Origin of the sequence: Arcobacter sp. CECT 8983 (genome assembly GCF_004118855.1) — a bacterium.
Lineage (GTDB): Bacteria > Campylobacterota > Campylobacteria > Campylobacterales > Arcobacteraceae > Halarcobacter.
The window spans coordinates 747,224-764,384 of record NZ_PDKF01000004.1 but is presented as its reverse complement, the minus strand read 5'-3'; the positions used below and the strand labels follow the sequence as shown (position 1 = coordinate 764,384).

Here is a 17,161-nt window from a genome sequence, read left to right as displayed (position 1 = left end):
TATAAATAATATTTTAATGTAATTGCTAATAATTAGAGACTCAATGTCACCAAAAAGTTACAAAGGTCAAGAAAGACGTGAGTTTTAAGAGTGTTTAATAACTTTTTTTATAACTTTAAGGTATTATTCTTGTCACATTTAATTACTAAGAAATAGGGATATATTATGTTAGAAAGAAAAGGTTCTATACTTTCGGTTAGAAAAGACGTAAAAGTTTTTGACTGTACTATAAGAGATGGTGGACTTGTTAATAATTACCACTTTACTGATGAATTTGTAAAAGCTCACTACGAAATGTGTGTTGCAGCTGGAATTGACTATATGGAAATCGGTAAAAACGTATCACCAACTGTTATGAGTGAAGATGAGTATGGGGCTTGGAACTTCTGTAAAGAAGAGGATATTAAAAGAATTGTAGGTGAAAACAATACTAATATGAAAATTGCTACTATGGCAGATGTTGGAAGAACTATAAAAGAAGAGATTCCACCAAAGTCTGAATCAGTAGTAGATATGATTAGAATTGCTACATATATTCACCAACTACCAGAAGCTATTGAGTTAATTGAAGATTTCCATGCAAAAGGTTATGAAACTACATGTAATATCATGGCTATTTCAAAATCATTTGATGATGAGTTAACAGAAGTTTTAACACAACTTGCTGAAACAAATGTAGATGTAATCTATATTGCAGATAGCTTTGGTTCTTTTTATCCAGAACAAATAAATAAACTAACAGCAAAATATTTATCATTTGCAAAACCAGCTGGTAAAAAAGTTGGTATCCATGCACACAATAACCTAACACTTGCATATGCTAATACATTAGAAGCTATGATTTATGGAACTAGCTACCTTGATGTTACAGTTTGTGGATTAGGAAGAGGTGCAGGAAACTGTGCTATGGAATTACTACTTGGGTTCTTAAAAAATCCAAAATATAAATTAGCTCCTGTATTAAAATTTATTGAGCAACATATGGTTGCTTTAGAAAAGGAGTTAGACTGGGGTCCAAGTGTACCGTACATCATTACAGGTCACTTAAATGAACATCCAAGACCAGCTATGAAAGCTAGAGATGAAGGTGATACTGAATACGTTAAATTTTATGATAAATTAACAGAAGAGTATAGTTAATTTTTTAATTCAATAAAAATAGCAAAATCTTTAGAAGGCTAGTAATTTTACTAGCCTTTTTTTATGTGTTCAAACTTATTATTAAATAAAGTCTTTAAAAATTTCTTTAAACTTTTCTTGAGCAAACTTATTAATATCATATTGATAAATTTGATAGGTTTGTAAAACCATTCTAGCTTCAGGAGTTAAAACATAAGATGCTTTTGAGTCTTTTTTCAATCCTTGTATCTTTAATACCATTTCACTACTATTATTATCTTCTAAAATTCTTAAGTGCTTTAAAATATTATCTTCAGACATAGAAAGTTTATTTGCTGTTTCACTAATAGAACCAGTAGAGTCAATATATTGCAAGATCAAATTTTTACCATCCCCAAAAATAAGGTTTCTATTTTTGTTTTCAATCCACAACTTGACTTTTAAATTCATTTTTACAATAACCCTTTATATCTTCAAATACTTTAGTAAATAAGTAAAGTTTATTTTACTTAAATTTCCTTATTTTAATATAATAGTATATATTATATCTGTTAAAATTAATTCTATTTTAATATTCTTATTTTAAAAAAGTATTATAGGAGTTATATATTAAAAATTATATCAAACTTAGAACCATGATGATAAGAATATTTAAACTCACCAAATAACTGCCCTTTTACAATATTTGAAATAATCTGTAAACCTAAAGTTTCGGTATTATTTATATCAATATTTTTATCTAAGCCTATACCGTTATCTTTAACAGTTAAATAACATTTATTATTAATACATTTAAAAGATACATCAATTACACCATTTTTACCATTAAATGCATACTTGAAACAATTTGTAATTAACTCTGTTATGATAATTCCACAAGGTAGTGCATTATCAATATCCATGTTTATATCATCAATGTGATTGTTTATTTTGATGTAATTTGTTTTATTGTAACTAAGCTCAATATCTTTTGTTAGTTCTTTTATATATTTTTTTAATGAAATAAAGCTTAAGTTCTCTGATTCATATAGTTTTCTATGTAATAGCTCCATTACGAAAATTCTTTCTTGGATATTAGTAAGAGAATCTAATGTGTCTTTATTTTTGATTTTTGATTTTTCTAATTTAATTAAATTTATAGTGATGGCTAAATTGTTTTTTACCCTATGATGAATCTCTTTTAGCAAAGTTTCTTTTTCTTTTAAAGAATTACTCAATTGTTTTGTTTTATCTTCAACTTTTTTATCTAAGTCATTAATATTTTTTTCTAAAGAATCTAACATTTTGTCAAAAGAGTTTGCCAACATTGCTATGTCATCATTCCCTTTTAAATTATTTCTATGATATAACTTACCTTCATTTACTTGCTTTGAAGTATGTGTAAGTATATTTATACTTTTAAATAATCTTCTAAATAAAAAAGCACCAATTATTAGTGCAATAATAAAAGAGATAATCACAGCTGGTAAAACTTTCAATAAAGAAGAGTCTATATTTTGAATAAAATCTTTTTCATATACTGAAGTTATATAAAGAAACTTTTCATTGCTATCACCACTTATTAATCTAACCCAAGTTAAAGTAGGATAAACATAGTTACCTGGATCTTCAGAGGAGTCAAGAAGATGTTTTATAGGCTCTTTATCTATTGCATTTAAGATTTCTTTTCCAGTAAGAAGTCCAGTTTTTGGAAATCTAAATTTTGATAATCTGCTTAAACAATATTTTGTATTATATTCTGAATTATCATTTTTATTATATAAAACTTTATTCTCTTTTGCATTTTTAATATTTAGCCACATTAGGTAAGTCTTTCCCTTATGAAATCTTTCTAGCCTTGAAAAGCTACTTTGAATATCAGCTTTAATATTTAGTTCAAGTCCTTTGCCTTTAATTGGCATTTTATCAATATCACAAGATAATACAAAATATTTATCTGTATCAGTCAATTTCTTTGTATAAAAAAACTTTCTAATTCCAGAAGAACAAACATATTCATTTTTTTCATCATATCTTAGAAAATCATCTATTCTTAGTTTGTCTTTTATTTGACTAAAATCTTCTTTTTCCACTTGAAAGATTACATTTTTATTTTTATCTAAAATTGTAATATTAAATGAAGCCTCTTTATTATTTGTCTTATATGTAATTGCTGATAATTTTTCTATATCACTTAATCTATTGATATTGTTATATATTTTATTTGCTTCAAGTTCCATAATAGATTTTAATTTATCTCTTTTAATAATCCCATTATTTTTGATTGCTTTTTCTGCAAGAATCACTTGTTGAGTAGTTAAATATATAATATTCTCAATTTCATTTAAGATCTGTTTTTTTTGTTCATTTTGCATATTTGGTATAAGTTGCATTAATAAAAGACTTAATAAAAACAGTCCTAATAATATAAAGCTAATAAAGATTTTTGTATTTAATGAATTAAGATTAAGTTTAAGCATCTATTTTATTTTTAATTTATATCCTAATTCAAATACATTTTCTATAAGATTACTTCCAATTTTTATTTTTAGTCTATAAATCAAAGTTCTAAGTTTTGCTAAATCATAAGCTTCTTCTCTCCAAATATAAGTGCTTATATAATTGAAGTTTACAGGTTCTTTTGGATAATCACTTAATAATTGTATCAGTTTCACTTCATTTCCTGTCAGTTTTAGAGCCTTGCCCTCTTTATATAATATACCCTTTAATTTATCAAAGGAGAAATTGTCTTCTAAAAAGATAGTCTTTGTATTTTTCTCTTTTCCTATTATTTCTTTATTTTTAAAGAAATAATTATGTTTATGTATTGTTGTTTCTATTGTAGCTCTTATCTCTTCATCTCGACAAGGTTTAAGTAAATATGCATAAGGTTCACAAATCATTGCTTCTTTTACCGTCTTTGAATCACCATATGAAGTTAAGAATATTATTGGAATTTTATAGTATTGCCATATATATTTTGCTGTTTCTATTCCATTCATAGAATCTTTTAAATGAATGTCCATTAAAATTAAATCTGGTTGATTCCTTTTTACATGTTCAATTGCATTTTTTCCTGTTGTTTCTATTCCACTTACATTATAATTGAAATCGTTTAATATACACTTCATTCCCATTGCTAAAAGTGTTTCATCTTCTACAATTAATATATCTATTTCTTTTTGCATAAAATTTGGAATTTTTGTCAATTTTTTTCCTAAAGTTATTTCATTGTCATTTTTATTGGTTATGATACTCAGTATCAATTTAAAAGGAGATTAAATGATTTTTTCTAAAAAATCGTTGTTATCGTTTGTTGCAATAATTGCACTAAGTAATACTTTAATTGCAAATGACAAAATAAATAAAAATAATACATCATTGGGTTCAATTGATATTATATCAAATGATGATGGAATGACAGAAAATAGCAATTCTTATACTATAAATTCAATGTCTTCTGCAACAAAAATGAATCTATCAATACTAGATACACCACAAAGTGTATCAGTTATAACTCAACAACAAATGAAAGATTTTAATTTAAACACTATAAATGATGTATTAAATAATACAACAGGAATCGAAGTAGAACAACTTGAAAGTGATAGAACAAGATATACTTCAAGAGGTTTTAATATAACTAACTTTTTAATAGATGGAGTGGGTGCCAGTAATAATGGGTATATTTATGGTGATATGGACATGTTTCTTTATGATCATGTTGAAGTTACTAGAGGAGCAACAGGACTTACTAGTAATCATGGAGATCCATCTGCTACTATTAATATGGTTAGAAAAAGACCTACAAAAGATTTCCAAGCAAGTACAAAAATATCTGGTGGTTCTTGGAATAAAAGAAGAATAGAAGGTGATGTTTCAGGTTCTCTAAATGATTCAAAAACTATAAGAGCAAGAGTATTAGCAGCATATGAAAAAGCAGACTCTTATTTAGATAGAAGAGATACTAAGTCAACTATTTTTTCTGCAATAATTGATGGAGATATTAATGATAATAATACATTGACATTTGGATTAACAAGAGTTGAAGATAAAAATAATGGTTCACAACATGGAGGATTTGATAGTAGAGAATTACAAGAAAAAAAATATGACATATCAGTAAATCCAAGTTCAGACTGGTCATATAGAAATACTAAGACAACCAATGCATTTTTAGAATTAGAGTCTATACTATCTGATAAATGGAAATTAAAATCTACTTATTCATATAATAATAATGAACAAGATAATGATGTGTCTACTTTAGATCCTGGAATAATTTGGGCAAATATTTATGCCGATGATGAGTATAAAACTAACTCTTTAGACCTTACTTTAAATGGAGAATATTCTTTATTTGATAAAGAACATGAAGTTGTTTTTAATACAAATTACACAAAACATAAATATACAGGAAAGGGATTAACAGAAGTAACAAAATATCCTATAGACTTAAGTACTTGGGATGGTTCAACACCAGCTAGAAATTATGACTTTTCAGCACTTGAAAATACAGATTATATACAAAAAGAGTTATCTTTTAGTGCAGCAACAAATTTTCATATACTTGATAATCTTAGTTTGTTAATTGGAAGTAAAATAGCAAATTATGATGAAAAAGGAACTGCTTGGAATGGTGCATATACAAAAAAAGATACTTCTATTTTAACTCCATATCTTTCTTTTGTATATAAAATAACTAATAATATATCTACTTATATGAGTTATACTACGACTTATAACCCTCAAAATAATATTGATAAAAATGGAGATCAGCTAGATGCAGAAGAAGGTATCAACTATGAAGTTGGACTTAAATTTTCATTTTTTGATGGAACTTTAAATAGTTCTTTTGCTTTATTTGAAACAAAAAAAGAGAATGTTGCTGAAAACATGGGTAAATTACCTAATGGTAAAGATTATTTCAGAGCAATAGATGGAGTTACAAGTAAAGGATTTGAAATAGAAGTTTCTGGTGATATTAATGATACTATTAATACTTCTATTGGATATACAAATCTTTCTATTAAAGATGCAGATAAAAATGATGTAACAAGACACATACCAAGAAGAATGTTAAATGCTTCTATTACATATTCTCCAAAAGAAATTACAGGATTAAAATTAGGTGCATCTGCAAACTGGAAAAGTAGAACATACGATAGTAGATATGAAGATGTATCACAAAAAAGTTATGTAGTTTATAATTTAATGAGTAGTTATAAAGTAAATAAAAATACAAATATCTCTTTAAATGTAAATAACTTAACAGATGAAAGATATTTTTCTTCTTTAATGAAAGGTGGTTATACAATGTATGGAGCACCAAGATCTTATGGAGTGTCACTTGAATATAAATTCTAAAAAAATAAAGAGAAGTCTTATCTTCTCTTTTCTTTGTATAATATGTCTTAACATATCAATGTTTGCATCATCAAAAACTATTATCTTAGAAAAGAAAATAAAAGCTAATAAAGAAGTTTTATTTCCTTTAGAGTTAGTAAAAAATTCATATATAAGAGGTAGTTTTATTTTAGGTACTAAAGTTGATAGGATAGACTTATTAGACAAAAATAAACATTTTCTAAGAAGAATGGATCAACCTAATAAACTTCAAAATAAATTGATATTTGTGACTAATGATTCTCAAAAATTCTATATAAAATTAAAGAATAAGTCAAAAGAAAATACTTTTAAATTAAGCATAGATAAAATTCTACCTATAAAATTTAAAGAAAATAAAAAAGTAGAAATTATAAGTGACATAATCAAAAATGAAAAAAAGAATCTTTTAACAAATAAAAATACTAAAGAGTTTTGGGAAAAAATTAAAAAAATAGGAACACCCTTAGTAGAACCATTAAATGATAAAGAATCAATTTTAACATTTTTATATCAAGGTGCAAAACACAATGTAAGATTGTTTGGGGGACCAAGCCATGAACATGTTTATTTTAATAGATTAGAAAATAGTGATATTTGGTTTAAAAGTTTTGTAGTAAAAAAAGGTATTAGAATGTCATATCAAATTGCACCTGATGTGCCAACTATTGATGGAACGAGTAGAGAACAAAGAATGGCTATTTTAGCTACATCTCAAATGGATCCTTTAAATAAATATCCTTACAAGATGGCAAAAGATTTAAAGTTAGATAAATATATGACTAATTCAACTTTTGAAATAAAAGACAAAGAATATAAAGACTGGGGTGTAAAAGCTAATAGTCCTAAAGGTTCATTAAAAAATTATAAAATTAAAAGTGATATATTAAATAATACTAGAAATATTACTATTTATAAACCTTCAAATTTTGATTTAAAAAAAGACTATACACTTCTTTTTGTATTTGATGGAGTTGAATATCAAGTAAAAATTGATACACCTACTATTCTTGATAATTTAATCTATAAAAATAAAATCAAGCCAACAATTGCTGTTTTTATTGATAATCCAACAAGGAATTCTAGAGCTTTAGAACTGCCTTCAAATAAGGAATTTGCAGATTTTATGGCAAAAGAGTTACTCCCTTTTGTTGAACAAAAAACAAATATGAAATTTAAAGCAAAAAACACTACCTTGACAGGTTCTAGTTATGGTGGTTTAGCTTCAGCTTTTGTTGCTTTTACTTATCCTCAATATTTTGGAAAGGTATTAAGCCAATCAGGTTCTTTTTGGAAAGACTCTAATAATAACCCTGAACCTGAATGGTTAACAAGACAAATTGCTAAATCAAATAAAAAAGATATTAAGTTTTATTTAAATGCTGGTACTTATGAGACTGGATATTTTTCTATAGATATTTTAGAAAGTAATAGACACTTAAGAACAGTACTTGAATCAAAGGGTTATGATTTTATATATAAAGAGTTTCAAAGTGGACATGATTATTATGCTTGGAAAGTTAATTTAGCTGATGGTTTAATAGCATTAGAAAAGTAACAGATTAAAAAAACAGATATAAGAGACTTTTCAAGTCTCTTTATCTTTATAACTCATTTATATTATCTTAAATTTTTTTAACTTTTTTTTAAAAATAAAATAGTCAATTTTACTATTCAAACTAAAATATAACTTAAATTTTAGTTTATTAAGTATTTATAAAACTTTTTAAAGTAAAATCTTTTTTACCAAAAAAAATTTACTAAATAGTCAATTTACTACACAAAATTGGACTATATTTTTTAATATGCTATTTTAGCATATTTTATAGTAAAAAGTATTTTACCAATTATTAAAAGGGAGAAAATGAAAAAGATAATTTTACTTTCATGTATTGCTTCAAGTGTTTTGTTAGCACAAAGTAGCTTTACACTTGGAGAAATTTCAATACAAGATAACAATGGTGTGAAATATGATACAAACAAAATTTCATCACAAACTTTAGAAAATACTGCATCTAAAGATATTACTGAAGTTTTAGACAAAACTACAGGTATAACTTTAGTAAACAGAGGAGGAAGAGTTGAGAAGTCTGTAAACATTAGAGGATTTGACTCAAATAGAATAGGAATGTTTTTAGATGGTATTCCAATTTATGTTCCTTATGATGCACAATTTGATTATTCTAGAATTTTAACTACTCAACTAGACTCAATTGATGTAGCAAAAGGTTTTAGTTCATCATTATATGGCTCAAACACTTTAGGTGGAGTAATAAACTTGGTTTCTAAAAAACCAACAAAAGAGTTTGAAGGTAGTTTTACATCTCAAATAAATGCAGATAGTGATTGGGAAAAATCAAGTCATATGTATAATATATACCTTGGTTCAAAAAAAGAAAAATATTACTATCAAATAAATGGAACAATTGAAGATAGAAGTCACTGGACATTATCAAATGATGCTAATTTATCTGACTCTAAAAGAGAAAATAGTGATTCTAAACAAAAAGCAATAAGTGCAAAAGTTGGATTTATACCTGATGATACAAGTGAATATGTATTTGGTTATTCTTACATGGATTCACAAAAAGGTCAACCTTCTACAATCGATCCAACAATAAGTAATGAGAAGTACTGGAAATGGCCTGTTTGGGACACAAGAACAATGTATTTTATAGCAAATAAAATTTTTTCTGATAGTTCTGTTAAATTTAAACTTTTTAGAAATGACTATAAATATAAAACAGACTATTTTCAAGATGAAACATACACTACTTCAAAAGGTTTTTATGACTCAGATGATAATACTAAAGGAACATCTTTAGAATACTCAAACTTTGGACTTCTAGAAAATCATATCTTAAAGACTTCATTTTCTTATAAAAAAGATTCTCATAAAGGAACAGAAGAAAATATTAACAAAAAAGGTAAGATTACAAATACAGAAGAAGACTTAGCTGATAATATTTACTCTATTGCTTTAGAAGATATCTATTTTGCAACAGAAAAGTTCAAAGTTATTACTTCTGCAAGTTATGATTATACAAGAGCTTCAAAAGTTGATACTACTGCAACTGCCGTTGAAAAAAAATCAAATAGTGCATTTAATCCTCAAATTGGTTTCTTTTATGATATTACTAAAGATCAACAAGTTAGTTTTACTGCAGCTAGAAAAAGTCACTTACCTACTATGAAAGAAAGATACTCTGACAAAAAAGGTAAAGCTATACCAAATCCAGAGTTAGATCCAGAGATTGCAACACACTATGAAGTAGCTCATAAAATAAAAGTAGATAACTTTACATTCAATAATGCCCTATTCTATACAAAAGTTAAAGATGCAATTATAAATAAAACTTTAGATAATGGAAAGAGACAAGAACAAAATAGTGCAGATGAAAGATATAAAGGAATTGAATCATCTATTAATTATCAAACTTCATTATTTGGAGCAGGTTTAAACTATACATATACAAACATAAAAAAAGATTCAGAAGATCAAGTTGAAAGACTTCCTAAACATCAATTTTATGTTTATGCAAATATTAAACCTGTAAAAAGTGTAATTCTTGAAGCAAACTATACTTATAAAAAAGATTTCTATTTAGAAAATGAAGTATCAGGTGATTATCTTAAAGCATCAAATATTTCATTAACAAATCTAAATGCAAAATATATTTATTCAAAAGCATTAAGCTTTAAAGTTGGCGTTGAAAATTTATTTGACAAAAACTATGAATATGATTTAGGTTATCCAGAAAAAGGCAGAGAATTTTATGCTTCTTTAAAGTATAGCTTTTAAAGATAAATAGGAGAATAATCTCCTATTTATTTAGACACCATACACATGAAGCTTTTTTGGGTCCATCTTCTATATAAACAGTTATAGCAAGAGTTTTTATCTATTGAAGTAATAAGTTCATCTTCATCTTTATCCAAAACAAAACTTTTACAATCCATTGCTTGTATGATTGCCTCTTTATATCCTTCTTTCCCATATTTAAATATTTTTTTATTATTTATATATTCAAACATTAATACCCTTTAATAACTTTTTAAATTCTCTTTTCTTATAACCTCATATCCATCTTCACACTCTTGAACTAAAAGAATTGATTTATGGTCTAAAAAAACAGTTTTTAAAGCTTGTGTTGTTTTTATAATAGTATCTTCTGAAACTAAGTCATTATTTTTAAACCTAACTTCATCTATAAAATCAAATTTCAATAACTCTTCAACACTCATAGACTCCTTTTTTACGTCAAACTTTCCTTTTACTCTTCCATCAAAGCCATAAAGTCTAAGGGCAACACCTGCTAAAGCTCCAACTACTCCTTGCCCTTCATTCTTGTGTTCACTCAAATCTAAGCCTTGCTTTGTGGCCATTTTATAAGCATCATCTTTTGTTAAGACCTTTTTTTTAGCATCTAAACCAAATTCAATAAGCTCTTTTTTATTTGAAATATCTTTTTCAAAACCAATACAAAGCCCAGGCTGAGAACTAGGAGCACTATGTTTATTTAAATATGAGATTATAAACTCTTTGATTTGCTCTTTTTGAGCTTGGTTTAAATTACAAGTAAAACACATAGAACTATTATGAGAAGTGTAAGGAATATCTTCATGTAAAAAAAGTTGATGTCGAGTAACTAAAGAACAAGCAATATCAAAGTTGTTTTCAATATATTGTTTTATCTCTTCTGAAATTTCACCAGTTGATTTTTCATAACCTATTTCATCTGTATCATCAATACAAATATATGCTTTAAAACTTTCCAAAATCTATTCCTTATTTAATAATATTCTTTCGAACTCTGTCTTTTTGTCTTTAAAGTTCACTTCTTCAAACTCTTTTTTATAAACTTTTTTACCTACCCAATAACTTCCTAAAATCTTAAAAAAGCTTGGAGGACTATCTATATAGTTTAATGGTTTTTTAGGAACTAAATAAACTCTTTTGTTTTTTACTGCTTGTAAGAAACTATATTTACTGTCTTTAAAGACTTTATTATAAAACCTTTTATTATCGGTTACAATAATCTCAGGATTTAAAAGTAATAAATTTTCTAAATTTAGAGTTACTCTTCTTTTTTCTAAAGTGCCACACTCAACTACATTTTTTGCTTTTATTAAATCAAAAACTTCAGTATGAGCTGATTTTTCACAACTACTTACTAAACCATTATCTCCTTTTGCATAATAAATAGTTACTTTATCTTTTATATTCTTTGTGATATTTTTTAAAAACTTTAACTCTTTTTTTATATATGAAGAAACTTCTTGAGCTCTTTTTTGTTTGTTAATTATTTTTCCTACTGTTTTATAAGCATCAATATAATCATATATAGAATGAAGTTTTAAATAACATGCGTCAATATTAACTTTTTTTAACTTTTTTGCTAAGTTCTCAAAATTGCTTTGTGAATTATATAAAAGTACAAGTTCAACACCATTTTTGGCTAATACTTCAATACTAGGAATTTTTGAAAATCTCTTATCTTTTTTAGATATTTTATTAGGAAATTTTGTTTCATATAAAGAGTGTAAAAATATATTTACAGGAGGAGATTGTCCTATTATATTTTTAGCATTACCTTCATATTCATTACAATTTATAACATTTGCAAAACTATAAATACTATAAAAAATTAAAATAAAAACTATCTTCATATCAATACCTATTAAACTTTGGAATACAAAACTTTATTTTTTCGCTGCTTTCGTAAAGTTCTACTTTTATATCATATAAACTATTTATATTGTTTTGAGTTAGAATCTCAGTACTTTTACCAAATGCAAAAACTTTTTTATCTTTTATAAGTAATGTTTTTGATGAAATATAAAAAGCATGATTTGGATTATGTGTTGTTTGAATAACAGTAAAGCCTTTTTTTGCAAGTTTCTTTATTTGATTTAAAAGCATCAACTCATTTGAATAATCTAAACTAGAACTTGGCTCATCCATTATAAGAATTTCTGCTTTTTGGGCTAAAGCTCTTGCTATTAAAACTAACTGTTTTTGTCCTCCACTTAAATCACTAAAAATCCTATCTTTTAGGCTTTCTATTTCTAAGTGTTTTAAAGCTTCAATTGCAATTTCTTTATCCTTATTTGAATATGTTGAAAAAATTGATTGATAAGAGATTCTTGCCATTAAAACCACTTCCAAAACAGTATAAGAAAAAGGTAAAGTACTACTTTGTGGAACATAGGCTATTTTTTTAGCTAAGGCTTTTTTCTCGTAAGAATTAACATTTTTATTATCTATTAAAACTTCTCCTTTTAAAGGTTCTAAAAATGATAGAATAAGTTTTAAAAGAGTACTTTTACCACTTCCATTTTCTCCTAAAACTGCAAGGACATCTCCTCTTTGAATAGAAAGGTTAATATTATCTAAGATTAAATCATCTGCATATTTGAAGCTTAAATTTTTAACTTCAATCATTGTAAAGCCTTTTTTGAACTTTTTAACACAAAAATAAATATTGGTATTCCAATTATTGAAGTTAATATTCCAATAGGAACTTCAAACTCAAAAAGCATTCTTGAAAAGTTATCTACTATAAGTAAAAATATCGCTCCTAATAAAGCACAAGTAGGTAATAAAACTTGATTATTTGCTCCAACAAGTAATCTTGCGAAGTGAGGGATAATAAGACCAATCCAGCCTATCATCCCAGCTAAACAAACACTTATCGCACTAATAAATGTAGCAACTATAATAACTATAGTTCTAATTAGTTTTGTATTTACTCCCATACTTTTTGCTTCTTCTTCAGAGAAGCTCAAAATGTTTAAATATTTTGAAACTCCTATAAGAGTTAAAACTCCAAGAAGCATTGGAATAGATACCAAAACAATTTGATTTAGTTCAATATATGAAAGACTTCCCATCAACCAGTAAACTATAGAAGGAAGCTTTTCATAAGGATCAGCTGTAAATTTTACAATTGATAACAAGGTAGAAAAGGTAGAACCACTAATTATTCCTCCTAGTATTAATATCAAACTATTATTTGCCCTATTTTGATAAATCATTGTTATAAAAATAGCAAAGATTACTGCTAATACACCAAAAGAAAAAGAGAATAATTGAGTAAGAAACCAACTATCAAAAAATGCAATTGCTAAAGCTGCACCAAAAGCAGAACCAGATAAAACTCCTAATATTCCAGGTGAAACTAAAGGATTGATAAACATTGCTTGAAAAGAAGCTCCTGATACAGCATAAGCTGCTCCAATTAATATTGCAGCAATAACTCTAGGAAGTCTTATTTCAACAATAATATTATCTATCATCTGCAAGTTTTCATCTATTTCATTTGAAAATAACAACTCTTGTATGTAGTTTATAATTTGCTCAAAACTTATAGGATATTTACCTAAACTTAATGATAAGAAAACAGTTATTAAAAGCAATAAAAATAGTTTTATATAAATATTCTTCAAACTTAACCTTTTAATCTATATTTAATAGGAAGTCGTAAAGTTAAATATTCTCTTGAAATCTCTTTTGGAAAAGCTTTAAATTTTTCTATATTTTTCAAAATCTTCAAAGTGGAACTATTTAAAACTTTATATCTTGTTTTCTTCTCAAACTCTATATCTTGAATTTTTCCATCATTTAATATTTTTAATCTTACTAAGCACTCACCTTGTAAATTCATTGCCTTTGCAATATTAGGATAAAATTTATTGTTTTCTATTACTCTCCTAACATATCCTATATAAAGCTTTATATGCTCTTTTTCTAAACTATTTTCTTTTTCTTTTTTTATTAACTCTTTTTGGTCAATTTTATCTTTACTATTTTTTTCTATTTGTTTTTTTACTATTTTTTCTTTTTTAAAGCCTTTTTTCTTTATAATCTTTTTTTTGTTTTTAATTACTTTTTCTGCTACTTCATTTTGTTTTTGTTCTTCAATTTGCTTTTTTCTAACTTGTTCAGCTTTTGATATAATTTCTTGCTTTTTTTCAAGTCTTACAAGATTTATATCTGTAATATCATGGCTAATATTTTTTCTTTTTAATTCAATTTCTTTATTAAACTCATAATTAAGAAGCAAAAAATGAAATATTGCAACAAAAGAAAAGAGAAGAAAAATATATAGCTTTTTTTGCATAATTTAATTTACCTATATCCAACAAACTTGGTTTGTATCAATATTTACATAAACTCTATCTGAGGGAAAAAATCTTTGTTCTTGCATTGTCTTTTTATCTACTTTACAATTAAATGATACTCCTCCAATTGAAAACTCTACGAGTAAGAGTTCATTTGAATTTTGATGTGATATTGAGTTGATAACACCTATTAGTGTATTTTCTTTAATTAAATCCTTACAATCTATTCTATAAATAGTAATTGCACTAGACTCTATCATAACAACTGAATCTCTTTTTTTAGATTCACTATTTTCTATTTTTAATGCTTGTCCATCGGGGAAAAATTTAATTAACTTATCATCTTCTGCTTTTTCCCAAGGTGCAAAAAGTAAATTAAGATTTCCACTATCTACTAAATGCCCTTGAAAAAGAGCTACTTTTCTATCACAAATATGATTAAGCCAATTGTGATCATGACTTGAAATAAGTATTGTTGTGTTCCACTTTTGTTTTGTACTTAAAATAGCTTCTTTTATAAGTTGTGCAGAGTTTGTATCAACTCCTGTTGTAGGTTCATCTAAGATTAAAACTTTTGGTTTCAATATAAGTCTAGCTGCTAATGCTACCCTTTGAGCTTCACCTCCAGAGAGTTGACTCCATTTTCTATTTGCAAAAGTTTTATCTAATCCAACTAATGACAATGCTTCTTGTACTTTTTGTTCAAGATTATGTATGTTTTTTCTTAGTTTTAATCCATATGATATATTTTCAAATACTGTTCTTTTTAGTAAATAAGGGTTTTGAGGAACCATTACTACTGATTGTTTTAACTCTTGTGGTAAATGTTTATTATCTATTCCATTAAAGATTATTTCTCCTTTTGTTTGTTTATTTATAAAGGATAAAAGAGAAAAAAGAGTTGATTTACCACTTCCATTTGGTCCAAAAAAACCTATGATTTGACTTCTCTGTAAAGATAGTTTTTCTATATTTAATACTCTTTTTGAATCATAATATTGTTCTATATTTTTTAATTCATAAATATTACTCATTGGTTCCACTTCCTTTTTAACATAGATAAAGCAATATTTACAGATAAAGCAACTACAAATAAAACTAATCCAAGTGCGATTCCAGTAACAAACTCACCTTTTCCTGTTTCTAATGCAATTGCAGTTGTAACAGTTCTAGTGTGATATTTAATATTTCCACCAACCATCATAGAAATACCAATTTCTGTAATAATTCTTCCATAAGCAGTCATTGCTGCTGTCATAAGTCCAAATCTTGCTTCAATTAAAGTAGCTATTAAAATCTGTTTAGAACTTGCTCCTAAACCTTTTAAAGAAACATAAAGTCTTTTATCTACAGCTTCAACTTGTATTGCAGTTAAAGCAATAATGATAGGTAATCCTAATACTATTTGCCCCATTATTATTGCTTCTTGAGAAAAGAGTAAACCTAAACTACCAAGTGGTCCTACTTGAGATAACATTGTATATGCTATTAAACCTATTACAACTGTTGGAAGGGCTAAAAGAGTATCGACAATAGTTCTTACTATGGCCTTACCAGGGAAATTATAATACCCTAGTAAGAAGCCTAGTGGAAGACCTAGTATTAAACTAATCAATAAAGACCAAGAAGATACAGTTATTGTAGTTGTAATTGCTGAATAAACAGATTCATTACCTGATGTTAATAATTGTATTGCTTCTTGAAAGCCATCCGTAAAAAGATTCATCTATAAAAACCCTTATTTATCTGCATTAGGAATAAATAGTGCTTGACCTAATAATCTAAAGTCAGCAATTGTTTTTTGAGTTTCAGGACTTACAACCCAGTTAGTGAATTTTTTAGCTAATTCTGGTTTTACATTTGAACATTTTTCTTTGTTAATTGATACAACAGAATATTGATTAAATAATGATTTATCTCCTTCAACTACTACTTTCATAGTGTTATCATCACCTTTTTGAGACATATATTTAATCCAAGTACCTCTATCAGTCATTGTATAACCATTTTTTTCAGCAGCCATATTAATAGTTCTTAACATACCTTGACCTGTTTGAACATACCAAGAAGAAGCCTCTTTTGTATCAACTTTTGCATTATTCCATAAAGAAAGTTCTTTTTTATTTGTTCCAGAATTGTCACCTCTTGAGAAAAACTTAGCGTTTTTATCTTTGATTGTTTGTAAAGCTTCACTTGGAGTCATTCCAGATACAGAAGCTGGATCTTTTTTAGGTCCAATTACAATAAAATCATTATACATAACTTGATGTCTATCAACACCATATCCAGTTGCAATAAACTTTTTCTCAGAAGCAGGAGCGTGTACAAATAAAATATCTACATCACAATTTCCACCCATTTTTAAAGCTTTTCCAGTTCCTGTTGCAACCCACTTTAAAGTAACACCTGTATCTTTTTCAAACTTTGGAGCTAAGTAGTCTAATAATCCTGTATTATCAGTACTTGTTGTTGTAGCCATCATTAAAGCATCTTTTGCCATAAGTGATGATGCTAATATTGCCGATAAACCTAAAGTTAATAATGTTTTTTTCAT

16 protein-coding genes are annotated in these 17,161 nt (G+C 26.4%); 4 read left to right on the top strand and 12 right to left on the bottom strand.

Annotated features, from left to right (window positions below):
• Positions 1-165 precede the first annotated feature (165 nt).
• A complete protein-coding gene (locus CRV01_RS06760) occupies positions 166-1,140 on the top strand; it encodes an aldolase catalytic domain-containing protein (RefSeq protein WP_129007416.1) in 975 nt (324 codons plus the stop codon).
• A gap of 81 nt (positions 1,141-1,221) precedes the next feature.
• On the opposite strand, the gene CRV01_RS06755 is transcribed toward CRV01_RS06760, so the two are convergent.
• From CRV01_RS06755 to CRV01_RS06745, 3 genes are all read right to left on the bottom strand, one after another.
• Positions 1,222-1,569, bottom strand: coding sequence for a hypothetical protein (locus CRV01_RS06755; RefSeq protein WP_129007415.1), 348 nt, complete (start codon positions 1,567-1,569; stop codon positions 1,222-1,224).
• 152 nt (positions 1,570-1,721) lie between these two features.
• Positions 1,722-3,491, bottom strand: a complete 1,770-nt coding sequence (locus CRV01_RS06750) for a histidine kinase dimerization/phosphoacceptor domain -containing protein (protein ID WP_164970024.1) — start codon at positions 3,489-3,491, stop codon at positions 1,722-1,724.
• Between the two features lie 87 nt (positions 3,492-3,578).
• Positions 3,579-4,307: a response regulator gene (locus tag CRV01_RS06745; protein ID WP_129007413.1), complete on the bottom strand. Its 729-nt coding sequence runs from the start codon at positions 4,305-4,307 to the stop codon at positions 3,579-3,581.
• A 73-nt stretch (positions 4,308-4,380) separates the two neighbouring features.
• Here CRV01_RS06745 and CRV01_RS06740 point away from each other — a divergent pair, with 73 nt between their 5' ends.
• From CRV01_RS06740 to CRV01_RS06730, 3 genes are all read left to right on the top strand, one after another.
• On the top strand, positions 4,381-6,465 hold the full coding sequence (locus tag CRV01_RS06740; protein WP_129007412.1) for a TonB-dependent siderophore receptor: 2,085 nt from the start codon (positions 4,381-4,383) through the stop codon (positions 6,463-6,465).
• 58 nt (positions 6,466-6,523) lie between these two features.
• Entirely contained in the window at positions 6,524-8,041 is a 1,518-nt protein-coding gene (locus CRV01_RS06735) for an alpha/beta hydrolase-fold protein (RefSeq protein ID WP_164970023.1), read from the top strand.
• Positions 8,042-8,347: 306 nt separating this feature from the next.
• Positions 8,348-10,285: a TonB-dependent siderophore receptor gene (locus CRV01_RS06730; RefSeq protein WP_129007410.1), complete on the top strand. Its 1,938-nt coding sequence runs from the start codon at positions 8,348-8,350 to the stop codon at positions 10,283-10,285.
• Positions 10,286-10,311: 26 nt separating this feature from the next.
• On the opposite strand, the gene CRV01_RS06725 is transcribed toward CRV01_RS06730, so the two are convergent.
• Genes CRV01_RS06725 through CRV01_RS06685 form a run of 9 tightly spaced genes read right to left on the bottom strand, consistent with a single transcriptional unit; the run spans position 10,312 to position 17,161 of the window.
• Positions 10,312-10,518 carry a molybdopterin biosynthesis protein MoeB gene (locus CRV01_RS06725; protein ID WP_129007409.1) on the bottom strand — a complete coding sequence of 69 codons (207 nt, stop codon included), beginning with the start codon at positions 10,516-10,518 and terminating at the stop codon, positions 10,312-10,314.
• Positions 10,519-10,527: 9 nt separating this feature from the next.
• Entirely contained in the window at positions 10,528-11,262 is a 735-nt protein-coding gene (locus CRV01_RS06720) for a hypothetical protein (RefSeq protein WP_129007408.1), read from the bottom strand.
• Positions 11,263-11,265: 3 nt separating this feature from the next.
• The gene (locus tag CRV01_RS06715) at positions 11,266-12,153 is read right to left on the bottom strand and encodes an ABC transporter substrate-binding protein (protein WP_129007407.1); all 888 of its coding nucleotides are present in this window, start codon (positions 12,151-12,153) and stop codon (positions 11,266-11,268) included.
• Between the two features lies 1 nt (position 12,154).
• A complete protein-coding gene (locus CRV01_RS06710) occupies positions 12,155-12,928 on the bottom strand; it encodes an ABC transporter ATP-binding protein (protein WP_129007406.1) in 774 nt (257 codons plus the stop codon).
• Positions 12,925-13,932, bottom strand: coding sequence for an iron ABC transporter permease (locus CRV01_RS06705; RefSeq protein ID WP_129007405.1), 1,008 nt, complete (start codon positions 13,930-13,932; stop codon positions 12,925-12,927). Before CRV01_RS06705 ends, CRV01_RS06710 begins: the two co-directional genes overlap by 4 nt.
• 2 nt (positions 13,933-13,934) lie before the next feature.
• On the bottom strand, positions 13,935-14,606 hold the full coding sequence (locus CRV01_RS06700) for a TonB family protein (RefSeq protein ID WP_129007404.1): 672 nt from the start codon (positions 14,604-14,606) through the stop codon (positions 13,935-13,937).
• Positions 14,607-14,618: 12 nt separating this feature from the next.
• On the bottom strand, positions 14,619-15,641 hold the full coding sequence (locus CRV01_RS06695; protein WP_129007403.1) for an energy-coupling factor ABC transporter ATP-binding protein: 1,023 nt from the start codon (positions 15,639-15,641) through the stop codon (positions 14,619-14,621).
• On the bottom strand, positions 15,638-16,333 hold the full coding sequence (locus tag CRV01_RS06690) for an ABC transporter permease (protein WP_129007402.1): 696 nt from the start codon (positions 16,331-16,333) through the stop codon (positions 15,638-15,640). Before CRV01_RS06690 ends, CRV01_RS06695 begins: the two co-directional genes overlap by 4 nt.
• Positions 16,334-16,345: 12 nt before the next feature.
• Positions 16,346-17,161 (bottom strand): substrate-binding domain-containing protein, encoded by an 816-nt coding sequence (locus CRV01_RS06685; RefSeq protein ID WP_129007401.1) that lies wholly within the window; start codon positions 17,159-17,161, stop codon positions 16,346-16,348.